Origin of the sequence: Serratia sp. BNK-10 (assembly GCF_047456065.1) — a bacterium.
Lineage (GTDB): Bacteria > Pseudomonadota > Gammaproteobacteria > Enterobacterales > Enterobacteriaceae > Serratia > Serratia ureilytica.
This window is the reverse complement of sequence record NZ_CP179894.1, coordinates 608,003-623,624: the sequence shown is the minus strand read 5'-3', so window position 1 is coordinate 623,624 and position 15,622 is coordinate 608,003. Positions and strand designations below refer to the sequence as shown.

Here is a 15,622-nt window from a genome sequence, read left to right as displayed (position 1 = left end):
CGTGTTATATTGACGGCAATATAAGCGCCTGGAGTATTCACCTGCTATGAGCACTTCCGCATTGATTCCCGACAGTAAACTGCCTGCCCTGGGCACCACCATCTTCACCCAAATGAGCGCGCTGGCGCAGCAGCATCAGGCGATCAACCTGTCGCAGGGCTTCCCTGATTTTGACGGGCCGGACTATCTGAAAGCACGCCTGGCCTGGCACGTCGCCCAGGGCGCCAACCAATATGCGCCAATGACCGGCGTGGCGGCGCTGCGCGAAGCCATCGCCGACAAAACCGCCGAGCTGTATGGCTGGCAGCCGGATGCCGGCAGCGAAGTGACCGTCACCGCCGGTGCCACCGAAGCGCTGTTCGCCGCCATCACCGCGCTGGTGCGCCCCGGCGATGAGGTGGTCTGTTTCGATCCGAGCTACGACAGCTACGCGCCGGCGGTGACGCTGGCCGGCGGCGTACTCAAACGCCTCGCCCTGCAGCCGCCCGCATTTGCCGTGGATTGGCACCGGTTCGCCGCCGCGCTGTCGCCGCGCACCCGTCTGGTGATCGTCAATACGCCGCACAACCCGTCCGCCACCGCCTGGCAGGCGGAAGACATGCAGCAGCTGTGGCACGCCATCGCCGAACGCGAGATCTACGTGCTCAGCGACGAGGTCTACGAACACATCTGCTTCGCCAAAGGCGGGCACGCCAGCGTATTGGCCCACCCACAATTGCGCCAACGGGCGATCGCGGTGTCCTCTTTCGGCAAAACCTTCCACATGACCGGCTGGAAAGTGGGTTACTGCGTGGCGCCCGCCGCGCTGAGCTCCGAGGTGCGCAAGGTGCATCAATACCTGACCTTTTCGGTCAACACCCCGGCGCAGCTGGCGCTGGCGGATAGCCTGCGCGCCGAGCCGGAGCACTGGCGACAGCTGCCGGCATTCTACCGCGCCAAGCGCGACCGCTTCGTGCAAGCGCTGGCGAGCAGCCGACTGGAAATTTTACCCTGCGCCGGTACATACTTCTTGCTGGCGGACTACAGCGCCATCTCCGATCTGGACGATGTGGCGTTCTGCCATTGGTTAACCGAGCACGTGGGCGTGGCGGCCATTCCGCTGTCGGTCTTCTGTGCCGATCCTTTCCCCCATAAATTGATCCGGCTGTGCTTCGCTAAACAGGACGCCACGCTGGATGCAGCTGCGGAGCGGTTATGTCGACTTTAAAAATTACCCTGTTGCAGCAACCTCTGGTCTGGCGCGACGGCCTCGCTAACCTGGCCGCCTTCGACGCGTTGCTGGCGCCGATCGTCGGGCGCGATCTCATCGTCTTGCCGGAAATGTTCACCACCGGTTTTGCCATGGATGCCGGCGAGAGCGCCCTGCCCGAACAGCAGGTGATCGACTGGCTGCACGGTTGGGCGGTGAAAAGCCACGCGTTGATCGGCGGCAGCGTGGCGCTGAAAACCGCCGAAGGCGCGGTCAATCGCTTCCTGCTGGTGGAGCCGGGCGGCCAGGTGCATGCCTATGATAAACGCCATCTGTTCCGCATGGCCGGCGAACACCTGCACTATCAGGCCGGCAACCGGCGCGAAATCGTCGAATGGCGCGGCTGGCGCATCCTGCCGCAGATCTGCTACGACCTGCGTTTCCCGGTCTGGGCGCGCTATCAGCAGGATTACGATCTGGCGCTGTACGTCGCCAACTGGCCGGCGCCGCGCAGCCGCCATTGGCAAACGCTGCTGGCGGCGCGGGCAATTGAAAATCAGGTGTATGTGGCGGGCTGCAACCGGGTGGGCGACGATCCGAACGGCCTGAACTACAGCGGAGACAGCCTGATCATCAGCCCGCAGGGCGAGATCCTGGCAGATGCCGAGCCCGGCGCAGCCGCGCGGCTGGACGCCGAGCTGTCGCTGGAAACCCTGCAGAGTTACCGCAGCGCCTTCCCGGCCTGGCGCGATGCCGACAGCTTTCTGCGTCTTGACTGATTAAACGCGATCCCAGCCGGCGATCGTCAGGCAATAGGCCTGGATCGCCAGCGCTACGTCAGCCTGCCGCACCGCTTCAGCCGGATGATGGCTGACGCCGCCGGCGCAACGCACGAACAGCATGCCGACCGGCCATTGCGCCGCCACGGCGATGGCGTCATGACCGGCGCCGCTCGGCAGCGCCAGACTCTGCCCCTGTACCTGCTCGACGGCCGCCTGCCAGCGGCGCTGCAGATCGCCATCGCAGGCGGTGGCGTCAATGCGGTAAAACTCCTCGCTGGCGAAGCGCGCTCCGCGGCGTGCACAGATCGTCTGCGCCTGCGCCAGCAACGTCGCCAACAGCGCCGCCAGCGGCGCATCCTGCGGGCCGCGCACGTCGAGCGTCAATCGCACTTCGCCCGGGATCACGTTGGCCGCGCCCGGCAGGCTCTCGATGCAGCCGACGGTGGCCACCAGATGCGGATCGGCGGTGAGGGTCAACGTTTCAACCGCCGTTATCCATTCCGCCGCGGCCGCCAGCGCGTCTTTGCGCTGCCCCATCGGCACCGTACCGGCATGGCCCGCCTCCCCGCTAAAGACGCAGTTAAGCCGACGCGCGCCGTTGATCGCCGTCACCACCCCCAGCGCCAGGTCGGCCGCCTCCAGACATGGGCCCTGTTCGATATGCAATTCCAGATAAGCGCGGATTTCCTGCGGCGCGCGGCGCGCCTGCGCGATCGCCGTCGGCTCCAGCCCAAAGTCGCGCATGGCCTGCGCGATGCTCACCCCGTCCGCGTCAGTCTGCGCCAGCCATTCCTGCGGCCATTGGCCGGTCAAGCCGCGGCTGCCCAGCAACGTCACGCCGAAGCGAGCGCCCTCTTCGTCGGCAAAGCCGATCACCTCCAGCGCCAGCGGCAAACGGCGCCCCTGGCGATGGTATTGCGCCACCGTTTCCAGCGCCGTGAGCACGCCGAGCATGCCGTCATAACGCCCGGCGTTGCGCACCGTGTCCAGATGCGAACCGAGCAGCAGCGCGGGGGCGCCGGGCGTTAGCCCTTCATAACGGCCACAGATATTGCCGACGCTGTCTTGCCACACCCGCATGCCGCTCTCGCGCATCCATTCTCCCACCAGAACGTTGGCGCGCCGATGTTCCACAGACAGATAAAGACGCGTCAGTTTACCGGGCTCCGCGCTGATCGCCGCCAGCTCGTCACAGCGCGCCATCACCCGCGCGGCGGCCTGCTGCGCCTCCAGCGGCGTCATTCTGGCCGTCCTGCATCGTACAGGTTCCAGGCCGCCTGGAGGGCCTCCCCCTGTTGCGTGGCGAAGCCCAACCGGTTCAACACCGCCTCCAGCGCCGCCAGCGTTTGCAGCACGCAATCTTTGCGCGCGTTGTAGCCCATGGTGCCGATGCGCCAGATCTTGCCCTGCAGCGGGCCGAACGAGGTGCCGATTTCGATAGCGAAATCGTTCAGCATCATCTGCCGCACCTGCTCGCCGTGCACCTGCGGCGGGATCATCACGCCGAGCACGTTATTCATGCGGTGCTCGAGATCGCCGAACACCGCCAGCCCCATGCCTTGGATGCCCGCCAGCATCGCCGCGCCGTGCAGCCGGTGGCGGGCAATGGCCTGATCCAGCCCTTCCTCGAGGATCACCCGCGCGCATTCTCGCGCCGCGAACAACATGCTGGTGGCTTCGGTATGGTGATTCAGGCGTTCCGGCCCCCAATAATCCATGATCATGCCGAGGTCGAAATAGTTGGAATAGATCATCTCGTCGTCGCCGTCGGCATGTTCGGCGGTGCGGATCCCCTCCTCCACGCATTTGCGACGGCGTACGATCTCTTCAAACTGCGGGCTGAGGGTGATCGGCGAACTGCCTGAAGGGCCGCCCAGGCACTTCTGCAGCCCAGCGGAGACCGCATCCAGCCCCCAGGCGTCGGTCTCCAGCGGGTTGCCGCCAAAAGACGCCGTCGCATCGGTATAGAACAGCACGCCGTGGCGGCGGCAGATATCACCCAGCTCATGCAGCGGCTGCAGCATGGTGGTGGACGTGTCGCCCTGCACCGTCAGCAGCAGGCGCGGGCGCACCCGCTTAATCGCGTCTTCGATGCGATCGGCGCTGAACACCTCGCCCCACGGCGCGTCGATCGTGTGTACCTCGGCGCGACAACGGCGGGCAATTTCGCACAGCAGATGTCCGAAGCGGCCGAATACCGGCACCAGCACCTTATCGCCCGGACGAATGGCGGAAACCAGCAGCGCCTCGATGCCGGCGCGCGAGGTGCCGTCCACCAGCATCGTCCAGCGGTTTTCGGTGCGGAACAGCGCGCGATACAGCGCCATGACCTGATTCATGTAACCGGTCATTGCCGGATCGTACTGGCCGATCAGTTGGCTCGACATGGCGCGCAGCACGCGCGGATCGGCGTTGATCGGCCCCGGCCCCATCAACAGGCGCGCCGGCGGGTTAATCTGTTCGAACTGCGGAGTAGTTAGCATGTTATTTCCTTACCAGCTTAATAACTTGTCATTTTATTTGCCGAAATCAGGCTTCTGACAACCCGCGCACAGAAGCGATAAACTGTTTCAATTCCTGCGTTTGCGGATTGGCGAACAGCGTGCGGCTATTTCCCTGCTCCCACACCTTGCCCTGGTGCATGAATACCACCCGGTCGCCCACCTCGCGGGCGAAGCTCATTTCATGAGTGACCAGAATCAGCGTCATGCCCTCTCGCGCTAACTGTTCCAGCACCTTCAGGACTTCACCCACCAGCTCGGGATCCAGCGCCGAGGTGATCTCATCGCACAGCAACACCTTCGGTTTCATCGCCAGCGCCCGGGCGATCGCCACCCGCTGCTGTTGCCCGCCGGAAAGGTTGGCCGGCGCGTAATGCATGCGCTCACCCAATCCCACCTTGTTCAGCATCTGTTCGGCCAACTCGCGGCACTCGGCAGCGCTTTTTTTCAGCACCCGGCGCGGCGCCAGCATCACGTTTTCCAGCGCCGTCATATGCGGGAACAGGTTGAAGTTCTGAAACACCATGCCAATCGAGCGGCTGATTTCACGCGCCTGCGAATCGCGATCGGTGATGGTCATGCCGCCCAGTTTGATGCTCCCTTCCTGATACCCTTCCAGCCCGTTGATGCAGCGCAATAGCGTGCTTTTACCAGACCCGCTGCGGCCGATGATCGACACCACCTGCCCCATGTCGATATCCAGATCCACGCCCTTCAACACATGATTCTGACCGTAATATTTTTGAACCTGATTAATGGTGATGATCGGCATGGCATTTCTTCTCCAGATAATGGCTGTAACGCGACAAGGGATAGCACATCAGGAAATAGCCCAATGCGACCAGACCAAACACCTTGAAGGGCTGATAAGTCACATTGTTCAGCATGGTGCCGGCCTTGGTCAGCTCGACGAAGCCAATGATCGACGCCAAGGCGGTGCCCTTGATCACCTGAACCGAGAAACCGACGGTCGGCGCAATGGCGATACGCACCGCCTGCGGCGTGATGACGCGCATCAGCGTCTGCGTGAAACTCAGCCCGAGACAACGGGCTGCCTCCCACTGACCTTTCGGCAAGGCGCCGATGCTGCCGGACCAGATATCCACCAGAAAAGCGCTGGTGAATAGCGTCAGCGCCAGCGCGGCCGCGGTCCATGGGCTGACGTCGACGCCAAACAGCGCCAGACCGAAAAACGCCAAAAACAGCTGCATCAGCAGCGGCGTGCCCTGAAACAGTTCAGCGTAAACGCGGACAAAACGCATTGCCCAGCGGCGCTTGCTCAGGCGCATCAACACCAGCGGCAGCGCCACCAGCGTGCCGCCGAAGAACGCCGTCAACGACAGCAGCAGCGTCCAGCGAGCCGCCAACAGCAGATTGCGCACGATGTCCCAATCGGTAAACGTCAGCATCAGTTCCGGCTCCCTAAAAAACGCCGCCCGGCGGCCAGCAACAGTTGACGCATCAACAGCGACAACAACAGATAAAGCAGCGCCGTCACCAGATAGACTTCAAAGCTGAGGAAGGTGCGCGACTGGATCAGGTTGGCGGCGAAGGTCAGCTCTTCGAACGAGACCTGCGACACCACCGAGGATCCCAGCATCACGATGATGCACTGGCTCACCAACGCCGGATAAATACGCTGCAGCGACGGCGGCAGTACGATGCGTAAAAAGGTCTGGCTGCGGCTGAACCCCAACACGCGCCCCGCTTCCCACTGCCCCTTCGGAGTGACCTGAATGCCGGCACGAATAATTTCGGTGCTGTAGGCGCCAAGGTTGATCACCATCGCCAGCAGCGCCGCCTGCCCGGCCGTCAGTTTCCAGCCCAGGCTCGGCAGGCCGAACACGATGAAGAACAACTGCACAACGAACGGCGTGTTGCGCACCACTTCGACGTAAACGCCCCAGAGGCGGCTCAGCGCGCCGGCCCGGCCGCTGCGGATCGCCGCGCCGCAAATGCCCAGCGCAACCCCCATCAACGTCGCCAGCGCCGTCAGCGCCATCGTCGTCAGTAACCCCGCCAACAGCTCAGGCATGTAGAGCCAGAGCGCGGAGAAATTCAGCTGATAGGTCATCCGCCGCTCCCGTTATGCGCCAAAACCATCGGGCAGCGGCGCCTTCAACCATTTCTCCGACAGGCCATTCAGCGTCTTGTCCGCCAGCGCCTGTCCAATCAGCGCATCCACCGCCGCTTTCAAGGCCGGTTCTCCCTGGCGCAACCCCACGAAACACGGCGAATCTTTCAACATGAACTTGGCGGCCGGCGCCTTGCCCGGATTCTGGCGCGCCAGGGCGCTCACCACCATGTTACCGGTGGCGATGTACTGCACCTGCCCGGAGAGATAGGCCGACAGCGTCGTGTTGTTATCCTCATAACGCTTGATCTGCGCCCCTTTAGGCGCGCCGTCGCTCAGAACCATATCCTCCACCGCACCGCGCGTGACGCCGACGGTCTTGCCATCGAGCTGCGCCATGTCCGCCAACGCGCCGTCTGTAGGACCAAAGACCCCCAGGAAGAACGGCGCATAGGCGCGGCTGAAAGCGATGGTCTTTTCACGCTCCGGATTTTTGCCCAGGCTGGAGATCACCAGATCCACTTTATTGGTCTGCAGATAAGGCACCCGGTTGGCGCTGGTGACCGGCACCAACTGCAACTTAAGTTTCATCTTATCGGCCAGATAACGCGCCATATCGATGTCATAACCCTGGGGCTGCAGATCGGTGCCCACCGAGCCGAATGGCGGGAAATCCTGCGGCACCGCCACGCGCAGGACGCCGCGCTGCCGGATCTCTTGCAATTGATCCGCCATGGTCGGCGCGGCCTGCGCCAGCAAGGCGATCCCAGTGAAAACCGTCCACAGCGTTTTTTTGATGTTCATAGCGTATCCCCGATGGTGAAAAGATGAAACAAAAGATTCTTACACCGCAGACTCTGCAACTAATGTGCCAATCGAAGATACGTCGAACCCATGCCTTAACTGGCGCTGATTAACGAGAAAAAACCTGCCGGCCTCAGCGGGCCGGCGACGGAGAAAGGGAAAGCAGGCAGGCCAGAGATGCACTAAAAATGTGCATCAGCACCAAAAAAGCGCCGGTTAGCGCGGTTCCAGTTCGTCCAAATCCTGATACAGACCGGCAATATGATGAATACGCGATCGCCCCTGCTCCAACATCTCATGCAGCAGGGCGTTACTGAGCAGGTTACATAAGCTCATGGCGGCTGAATAGCTGTCGAAGGCGGAGACGCTGTCCAGCGAAGCGGCCAAATGCCAGTCCGCCAGCGGGATCAGCGACTGCGCCTGCGGTTCACAGATCAACAGCGTCGGCACCCGGCGAGTTTGCAGCTGCGTCAGTATCGCCTTGAGCTGACGCGGCCGGCGCCGAAACGCCACCACCACCGCCATATCCTGCGGCGCGAGCTCGACCAGCTCCTCCGCCAGCGTCTGGCCGGGCTGCGGCATCAGCAGCACCCGCTCCCGCACCTGCATCAGCTGCTGACGCAGATGCATGGCTATCGGATAGCTGTTGCGAAATCCCAGCAGCGCGACCCGCCGCGCCCGCGCCAGCGCGGCGATCACCGCGCCGAATTGCTCCACATCGAGATGGCTCACCCAGTGCGAGAGGTTAGCCATTTCCTGCTTGTAATGCCGCGCCAGCAGCGTATTGCCCTGCACCGCATGCCTCTCGTCGGTCACCGGCATGCCGCTCTGGCGCAGGGTGCGCAGCTCAGCGCGCATGTCCTTGTAGCTGCGATACCCCAACCGCTTGAACAACCTGCTGACCGTGGCTTTAGAAACCCCGCTCAAGCGCGCCAGCTCGGCACTGTTGTAACTGATCAGGTCATCGAAATGATCGAGGATAAAGTCGGCGACGCGCTGTTCCTGCGGCGCCAATTGCGGATATTCGTTGCGCAGGCGTTCATCGAAGGGCTGCATCATCACTCTCGCTGTAACTTTTGTTTCACCGGAACATAGCACGCCCCGGCCCCTCTCTGACAAGCAATTAATCCTCCTGATTAAAAGTGGAACGCCTCTTGCTTCTGTTACCCGAACGCTCACCTCAGACAAGGGCAGAAACATGATTAACAGCAATACCGCGCCACAGGGCATGGCGGTCACGCCACACCATCTCGCCAGCGAAAGCGCGCTGGCGGTGCTGCGCGAAGGCGGCAACGCCATTGAGGCGATGGTGGCCGCCGCCGCGACCATCGCCGTGGTCTATCCGCACATGAACGGCATCGGCGGTGACGGTTTCTGGCTGATCGTGCCGCCGCAGGGCGAGCCGCTGACCATCGACGCCAGCGGCGCCGCCGGCTCGCTGGCGACGCCGGCGCTGTACGCCGGAGAAAGCCGCATCCCGCAGCGCGGCCCAAAAGCGGCGTTGACCGTGGCCGGCACCGTCGGCGGCTGGCAGGAGGCGTTGGCCTATTCGGCCGAACTGGGCGAAACGCCGCTGCCGCTGTCGCGGTTGCTCGCCGACGCCATACGCTACGCCGCCGACGGCATTCCGGTCACCGCCTCCCAAGAGGCGGCGACGCGCAGCAAACGCCACGAGCTGGAGGAGTTCGCCCCCTTCGCCCGCATTTACCTGCCGCAGGGAAAGATCCCGCTTGCCGGCCAACGATTCTGCCAACCGCAGCTGGCCGATACGCTGATCGCACTGAGTGAGGACGGGCTCGACAGTTTTTATCGCGGGCCGCTGGCTGAGAGCATGGCGGCGGACATGGCGATGTTGGGCATGCCGCTCACCGCTCATGATCTGGCGAGTTATCGGCCATGCCGCCGTCCTCCGCTGCGCCTGGAACACCAAAAAGGTGAAATATTCAATCTGGCTCCCCCGACCCAAGGGCTGGTGTCGCTTGCCATCCTCGGGCTGACCGACCGTCTGCCGCTGGTCGGACAGAGCGAAGGCGCCGTGGTACACGCCGTGGTCGAGGCCACCAAGCTGGCGTTCGATCTGCGCGACCGTTTCATCACCGATCCGCGCCACATGACGCAGGATCCGCAGGCGCTGCTGGCGGCCGACCATTTGGATAGGCTGGCCGGGCGCATCGACGGCCAAAAAGCGGCCGACTGGGGCCAGGGCAAAGGACCCGGCGATACGGTCTGGATGGGGGTGATGGACAGCAGCGGGCTGGCGGTCTCCTTCATTCAGAGCATCTACCACGAATTCGGCAGCGGCGTGGTACTGCCGAACAGCGGCGTCCTGTGGCAAAACCGCGGCGCCTCTTTCAGCCTGGACGCCGATCATCTGCTGGCGCTGGCGCCGGGCAAGCAGCCGTTCCATACGCTGAACCCGGCCGCCGCCCGGCTGTATGACGGACGCACGCTGATCTACGGCTCAATGGGCGGTGACGGCCAGCCGCAGACTCAAGCGGCGTTGTTCGTGCGGCACGTGGTGCAAGGGCTGCCGCTGCAGCAGGCGATCAGCGCGCCGCGCTGGCTGCTGGGGAGAACCTGGGGCGAAAGTTCGGACTCGTTGAAGCTTGAGGGGCGCTTTAACGCGGCGACCCTCGACTATCTGCGACAGCGCGGCCACGCCGTTGAACTGCTGCCGGCGTTCAGCGAAACGGTCGGCCATGCCGGCGCCGTCGTACGCCACACCAACGGCATGTTCGAAGGCGCTTTCGATCCGCGAAGCAACGGCAGCGCCGCCGGCTTCTGACTCTCTTATTTATCGGGATCGTTTATGAACAATCAACACGCCGCCGATTGGGCGGCCTATATCCACCAGATGGAAACCGTGCTGGCCGTGGAACTGGACGATGTCCGCCGCCGGGAACTGTTGAAACAGATCGAACGCATCGCCGCGCTGGCCGAACCGCTGATGGCCTTCCCGCTGGATCCGCGCCAGGAAATCGCGGGGGTATATCGCCCATGAATCCCTTAAGCGCCCTGTCGCTCGCCGAGATCCGTACGGCCCTTGAACGCGGCGCGCTCTCGGCGCGCGAGATCGTCCGGCATACGCTCGATCACATCGACCGTCAGAATCCCGCGCTGAACGCCTTTACGCACATCACCCGGGAACGCATGCAAAAAGAAGCCGATCGCCTTGACCGTTCGCGCGCGCTTGGGCAAACGCTGCCCGCTTTGGCCGGCATTCCCTATGCGGTAAAAAATCTGTTCGACGTCGCCGGTGAAACCACGCTGGCCGGCGCCCGCCTGTTCAGCGATCGGCCACCGGCCGACCGCGACGCCTGGGGCGTCTCCCGGCTGGCGGATCAAGGCGCGTTGCTTTGCGGCATGTTGAACATGGACGCCTATGCCTACGGTTTCACCACCGAGAACAGCCATTACGGCGCCACCCGAAACCCGCATGACCTCGGGCGCATCGCCGGCGGCTCTTCGGGCGGCTCGGCCGCAGCGGTGGCGGCCGGCCTGGTGACCTTTTCGCTCGGCAGCGACACCAATGGCTCAATACGCGTGCCCGCCTCACTGTGCGGCATTTATGGTCTGAAACCGACCTTCGGCCGTCTTTCGCGCAGCGGCAGCCAGCCGTTTGTCGACAGCCTGGATCACATCGGCCCGTTCGCCCGCCGGGTGCACGATCTCGCGACGGTGTATGACGCGATGCAGGGCATCGACGCCGAGGATCCGTTCCAGAGCGATCGGCCGATTTCCCGCACCGAAGCGTTGCTGGCACAGGGCAGCCAAAACCTGCGCTGCGCCGTGTTAGGCGGCTATTTCCTGCAATGGTGCAATGATGACGCCAAAGCCGCAGTCAACCAGGTGGCGCAAGCGCTGGCAGCCAGCGCCGAAGTCGAGCTGCCGCAGGCCGAGCTGGCCCGATCGGCGGCCTTTATCCTCAGCGCCTCAGAGGGCGGCCATCGCTATCTGCCGCAGTTGCGCAGCCAACCCGAACGCTTCGAGCCACTGTCGCGAGAACGACTGCTGGCCGGCGCCATGCTCCCCGCCACCTGGTATTTGCAGGCACAGCGCTTTCGTCACGCGTTTCGCCGGCAAGCCGCGCCGCTGTTCAAGCACTGGGACATTTTGATCGCCCCGGCGACGCCATGCAGCGCCACGCCGATCGGCCAGGAAACGATGCGCATCAACGGCGTCGATCTGCCGATCCGCGCCAGTATGGGCATGCTGACGCAGCCGATTTCCTTTCTTGGCCTGCCGGTCGTGACAGTTCCTTTGAAAAGCGCATCCGGTCTGCCGATCGGCCTGCAACTGATCGCCCCGCCGTGGCGCGAAGATTTGGCGCTGCGCGCCGCCTATGCGCTGGAATGCGCCGGCATCGCCACTTGCGTCTGCAAACAGGAGTAATCAATGAACAGTGAACATATCGATCGGCCGGCGGTGCTGGCGGAGGTCAACGCCGCCTTTTACCGCTATGAGCAGGCGTTAATCAGCAATGACATCGATGTGCTGGACGAGTTGTTCTGGCACGACGCGCGCACGGTGCGCTATGGCGCCACAGAAAGCCTCTACGGTATCGACGAGATCCGCGATTTTCGTCAACGGCGCCCGGCCAACGGACTGGAGCGGCTGTTGGAAAACACCCAAATCACGACTTTTGGTGAAGATATGGCGGTGGCCAGCACGGAATTTCATCGGCCGGGCAGCAACCGCAGGGGGCGGCAAATGCAAACCTGGGTCAAGCTGCCCTGTGGCTGGCGCATCGTAGCGGCGCACGTCAGCCTGCTCGACGCGCCTTAGGCCTCCAGGCGGTAGAGCCCATGATGAAGGCGCACGGCGGCGGCCGACTCAGCACCAATAGGCCATGAAGTTAACGGTGGAGCGATCCAGATCGCGTTCGCCAATCAGGTAACGCCGCAGCGTTTTCACCGCGGAAGACTCGGCCGCCACCCAGGCATAGAAAGCATTGCTGCCTGCCGCCCGCTCCCACAACACCTCATCGCTCAGGCTGCTTTCCGCCAGGGACTGCGCTTGCGCACAGGCCGATGCGGGGATATCCACCCGCTGGCGCACCGCTTCCACCAGCAGCGTGCCGTGCGCCAGCTGGCGGCCGACGTCGCGCGGCAGCCAATAAACGTCGGCGAACGGGAAATGCGCCAAATCCAGGCAATCCGCCGCCACCGGCACCTCGAAAAACGCCTGCACCCGCGGCGGATTGGCCTGCTGCGCCAGCTGTTCCAGAATCGCCATCGCCGCCGGCACCGCCGTCTCATCGGCGATCAGCAACGCCTGTTGCAACTGCGCCGGCGGCGCCCATTCGTAACCGCCGCTGTCGCCGTCGAAGTCACCGTTGGGGGCGACTGTTTGAATCGTGTCTCCGGGTTCGGCATGGGTCGCCCAGGCTGAAGCCGGGCCGTTCACGCCATGCAGCACGAACTCGACGTCCATCTGATTCTGCTCGCGGCGCAGCGCACGCAGCGTATAGGTGCGCATTACCGGACGCTGTTCTTTGGGGAGCGCCATGTAATCGCCGTACCAGTCCGGGCCGTTGGCCAACGGCGTGATCTTGCCGTCCGCCGCCGGGAACAGCAGTTTGATGCGCTGGTCAGGCGCTTCCAGCTTCATGCGATGAACATCCGCACCTTCAAACACGCAGCGCAGCAGCGAGGGCGAAATCAGCGTTTTGCTTTTCAGGGTGATATCAAAAATTCTGTAGCTGGCGGACATGTTCTCGACTCTCCGGCAACGGCTGTCGCTTTGACGTATGACCGATCGGCTGCCGTGTTGGCGGCGTGGCCGCGCGATCGCGCAGCGGATAAATGTTAATAAAACTAATTAATTACGTTAATGCATCGCAAAAAATCATATCATGATTTTATTGATAACAAGAAACGTTATTGATAAAAGAAGCATTCTCAAAAAACAACGTAACGACAATATCACCTGGGAAATAACGATGAAACGCAAACCTCTTTGGGTATTAAACCCATGTCTGCTGGCGTTGCTTGCGCCGGCGGCCTGGGCAGAAGATCAGAAAAACGGCAGCGAAGAGCAGGTGGTCGTCTCCGCCAGCCGTTCGCACCGCAGCGCGGCGGAAATGGCGCAGACGACATGGGTGATCGAAAGTCAGGAGATCGAACAGCAGGTCCAGGGCGGCAAAGAGATCAAGGACATGTTGGCGCAGCTGATCCCCGGCATGGACGTCAGCGGTCAGGGCCGCACCAACTACGGCATGAATATGCGCGGCCGTTCGATGATGGTGATGATCGACGGCGTACGCCTGAACTCGTCGCGCAGCGACAGCCGCCAGTTGGATTCGATCGACCCGTTCAATATCGACCATATTGAGGTGATTTCCGGCGCGACCGCACTGTACGGCGGCGGCAGCACCGGCGGCCTGATCAATATCGTGACCAAGAAAGGACAGAAAGAGCAGCAGGTCGAATTGCAGGTCGGCGGCAAAACCGGTTTCGGCGGCCATAACGATCACGACGAGAACGTGGCGGCGGCGGTCAGCGGCGGCAACGACAACGCCTCGGGGCGGCTGTCCGTTTCTTACCAGCGTTACGGCGGCTGGTACGACGGCAAAGGCAACGAGGTGCTGATCGACAATACTCAAACCGGCCTGCAGTATTCCAATCGCCTCGATGTGATGGGCACCGGCACCCTCAACATCGACGATCATCAACAGCTGCAGCTGACCACCCAATACTACAAAAGCCAGTCCGACGGCGATCACGGCCTGTTTCTGGGGGAAAACTTCGCGGCGGTGACCGGCAACGCCAAGGCGTACAACAGCGGTAACTTAAACTCCGATCGCATCCCCGGCACCGAGCGCCACCTGATCAACCTGCAATATTCCAACACCGATTTCCTCGGCCAGGATCTGGTGGCGCAGGTCTACTACCGCGACGAAACGTTGACCTTCTACCCCTTCCCAACGCTGGCGGGCAAAGCGCCGAACTATTACGTCAGCAGCATTGGCGCTTCGCAGCAAAAAACCGATTTTTACGGCGGCAAACTGACGTTAAATAGCAAACCTGTCGACGCGCTGACGCTGACTTACGGCATCGACGCCGAGCATGAAAGCTTCAACGCCAACCAGCAGTTCTTCAACCTGGCGAAGGCCCAACAGTCCGGCGGCATGACGCTGGAGAACGCTTACGGCACCGGCCGCTACCCGAGCTATACCACCAGCAACCTGGCGTCGTTCCTGCAGGCCAGTTACGACATCAATCCCATCTTCACCCTGAGCGGCGGCGTGCGTTACCAGTACACCGAAAACAAGATCGACGACTTCGTCGGCTATAACCAGCAGCAGGCGATCGCCACCGGCGCCGCCGCCTCCGCCGACGCCATCCCGGGAGGGAAAACCGACTACAACAATGCGCTGTTCAACGCCGGTCTGTTGGCGCACTTGACCGAGCGTCAGCAAACCTGGTTCAACTTCTCTCAGGGCTTCGAGATCCCGGATCCGGGCAAGTATTACGGCAACGGCACCTACGCGTTGAACGGCGGCCATTACCAGTTGCTGAAGAGCGTCAACGTCGGCGATTCCAAGCTGGAAGGCATCAAGGTCAACGCCTACGAGCTGGGCTGGCGCTATACCGGCGATAACCTGCGCACGCAAATCGCCGCCTACTACTCGTTGTCCGACAAGAGCATCGCCATCAACAAAACCGACATGACCATTAACGTCAATGCGGACAAGCGGCGCATCTATGGGCTGGAAGGTGCGGTGGACTACTTCTTCGAAGACAGCGACTGGAGCGCCGGCACCAACTTCAACTTCATCCGTTCTGAAACCAAGGTCAACGGCGAATGGAAGAAGCTGGTGGTCGATACCGCCAGCCCATCGAAAGTCACCGCTTACGTCGGCTGGGCGCCGGGCGACTGGAATCTGCGCTTGCAGTCGCAGCAAACCTTCGACGTGTCGGACGACGGCGATTACACCAAGGCCAACTCCACCCAAGGCCGCAAAATAGATGGCTACAACACCCTCGACTTCCTCGGCAGCTATGCCCTGCCGGTGGGGAAAGTCAGCTTCAGCGTGGAAAACCTGTTGGACAAGGAGTACACCACCGTTTGGGGCCAACGCGCGCCGATCCTGTACAGCCCGACCTACGGCTCGCCTGAGCTGTACAGCTATAAAGGCCGCGGACGCACCTTCGGTTTGAATTACTCGGTGTTGTTCTGAGGATAAGGGGCCGGTCTGCCGGCCCCGTTCCCTGGGCCGCACCGTTTTGCCGAGAGCGGAAACGACGAAGCCCTGAGTTATCGCTAACTC

General features: G+C 62.4%; 15 protein-coding genes. 7 read left to right on the top strand and 8 right to left on the bottom strand.

Annotated elements, in window-relative coordinates; all coding sequences use genetic code 11:
• Positions 1 to 46 precede the first annotated feature (46 nt).
• Together ACMGG9_RS02950 and ACMGG9_RS02945 are read left to right on the top strand one after the other, a co-directional pair.
• Positions 47 to 1,207: a pyridoxal phosphate-dependent aminotransferase gene (locus ACMGG9_RS02950; protein WP_414161897.1), complete on the top strand. Its 1,161-nt coding sequence runs from the start codon at positions 47 to 49 to the stop codon at positions 1,205 to 1,207.
• Positions 1,195 to 1,968 carry an amidohydrolase gene (locus ACMGG9_RS02945; RefSeq protein WP_033641957.1) on the top strand — a complete coding sequence of 258 codons (774 nt, stop codon included), beginning with the start codon at positions 1,195 to 1,197 and terminating at the stop codon, positions 1,966 to 1,968. Before ACMGG9_RS02950 ends, ACMGG9_RS02945 begins: the two co-directional genes overlap by 13 nt.
• Here ACMGG9_RS02945 and hpxK read toward each other — a convergent pair whose 3' ends face one another.
• The 7 genes from hpxK to ACMGG9_RS02910 form a co-directional block, all read right to left on the bottom strand.
• Complete coding sequence (hpxK, locus tag ACMGG9_RS02940; protein WP_414161896.1) at positions 1,969 to 3,213, bottom strand: allantoate amidohydrolase; 1,245 nt, start codon at positions 3,211 to 3,213, stop codon at positions 1,969 to 1,971.
• Positions 3,210 to 4,454 carry a pyridoxal-phosphate-dependent aminotransferase family protein gene (locus tag ACMGG9_RS02935; RefSeq protein ID WP_197776039.1) on the bottom strand — a complete coding sequence of 415 codons (1,245 nt, stop codon included), beginning with the start codon at positions 4,452 to 4,454 and terminating at the stop codon, positions 3,210 to 3,212. The genes hpxK and ACMGG9_RS02935 overlap by 4 nt, the downstream gene beginning before the upstream one ends.
• A 46-nt stretch (positions 4,455 to 4,500) precedes the next feature.
• On the bottom strand, positions 4,501 to 5,244 hold the full coding sequence (locus tag ACMGG9_RS02930) for an amino acid ABC transporter ATP-binding protein (protein WP_033641954.1): 744 nt from the start codon (positions 5,242 to 5,244) through the stop codon (positions 4,501 to 4,503).
• Entirely contained in the window at positions 5,225 to 5,881 is a 657-nt protein-coding gene (locus ACMGG9_RS02925) for an amino acid ABC transporter permease (RefSeq protein WP_147839037.1), read from the bottom strand. The genes ACMGG9_RS02930 and ACMGG9_RS02925 overlap by 20 nt, the downstream gene beginning before the upstream one ends.
• Positions 5,881 to 6,546, bottom strand: a complete 666-nt coding sequence (locus ACMGG9_RS02920) for an amino acid ABC transporter permease (RefSeq protein ID WP_414161895.1) — start codon at positions 6,544 to 6,546, stop codon at positions 5,881 to 5,883. The genes ACMGG9_RS02925 and ACMGG9_RS02920 overlap by 1 nt, the downstream gene beginning before the upstream one ends.
• 12 nt (positions 6,547 to 6,558) lie before the next feature.
• Positions 6,559 to 7,350, bottom strand: coding sequence for a transporter substrate-binding domain-containing protein (locus ACMGG9_RS02915; protein WP_046688274.1), 792 nt, complete (start codon positions 7,348 to 7,350; stop codon positions 6,559 to 6,561).
• A gap of 216 nt (positions 7,351 to 7,566) precedes the next feature.
• On the bottom strand, positions 7,567 to 8,406 hold the full coding sequence (locus ACMGG9_RS02910; RefSeq protein WP_033651179.1) for a MurR/RpiR family transcriptional regulator: 840 nt from the start codon (positions 8,404 to 8,406) through the stop codon (positions 7,567 to 7,569).
• Positions 8,407 to 8,548: 142 nt separating this feature from the next.
• Between ACMGG9_RS02910 and ACMGG9_RS02905 the strand changes: the two genes are divergently transcribed.
• From ACMGG9_RS02905 to hpxZ, 4 genes are read left to right on the top strand one after another with little or no spacing between them, the layout of a single operon-like run.
• Positions 8,549 to 10,135, top strand: a complete 1,587-nt coding sequence (locus ACMGG9_RS02905) for a gamma-glutamyltransferase family protein (RefSeq protein ID WP_047572590.1) — start codon at positions 8,549 to 8,551, stop codon at positions 10,133 to 10,135.
• 24 nt (positions 10,136 to 10,159) lie between these two features.
• The gene (gene hpxX, locus ACMGG9_RS02900) at positions 10,160 to 10,351 is read left to right on the top strand and encodes an oxalurate catabolism protein HpxX (protein WP_033651000.1); all 192 of its coding nucleotides are present in this window, start codon (positions 10,160 to 10,162) and stop codon (positions 10,349 to 10,351) included.
• The gene (locus ACMGG9_RS02895; protein ID WP_072628343.1) at positions 10,348 to 11,742 is read left to right on the top strand and encodes an AtzE family amidohydrolase; all 1,395 of its coding nucleotides are present in this window, start codon (positions 10,348 to 10,350) and stop codon (positions 11,740 to 11,742) included. The genes hpxX and ACMGG9_RS02895 overlap by 4 nt, the downstream gene beginning before the upstream one ends.
• Positions 11,743 to 11,745: 3 nt before the next feature.
• Positions 11,746 to 12,135, top strand: coding sequence for an oxalurate catabolism protein HpxZ (gene hpxZ / locus ACMGG9_RS02890; RefSeq protein ID WP_033641948.1), 390 nt, complete (start codon positions 11,746 to 11,748; stop codon positions 12,133 to 12,135).
• A gap of 48 nt (positions 12,136 to 12,183) precedes the next feature.
• On the opposite strand, the gene ACMGG9_RS02885 is transcribed toward hpxZ, so the two are convergent.
• Positions 12,184 to 13,062: a siderophore-interacting protein gene (locus ACMGG9_RS02885; RefSeq protein ID WP_042783720.1), complete on the bottom strand. Its 879-nt coding sequence runs from the start codon at positions 13,060 to 13,062 to the stop codon at positions 12,184 to 12,186.
• Between the two features lie 229 nt (positions 13,063 to 13,291).
• On the opposite strand from ACMGG9_RS02885, the gene ACMGG9_RS02880 reads away from it, so the two are divergent.
• Positions 13,292 to 15,532 (top strand): TonB-dependent siderophore receptor, encoded by a 2,241-nt coding sequence (locus ACMGG9_RS02880; protein WP_042785643.1) that lies wholly within the window; start codon positions 13,292 to 13,294, stop codon positions 15,530 to 15,532.
• Positions 15,533 to 15,622 lie beyond the last annotated feature (90 nt).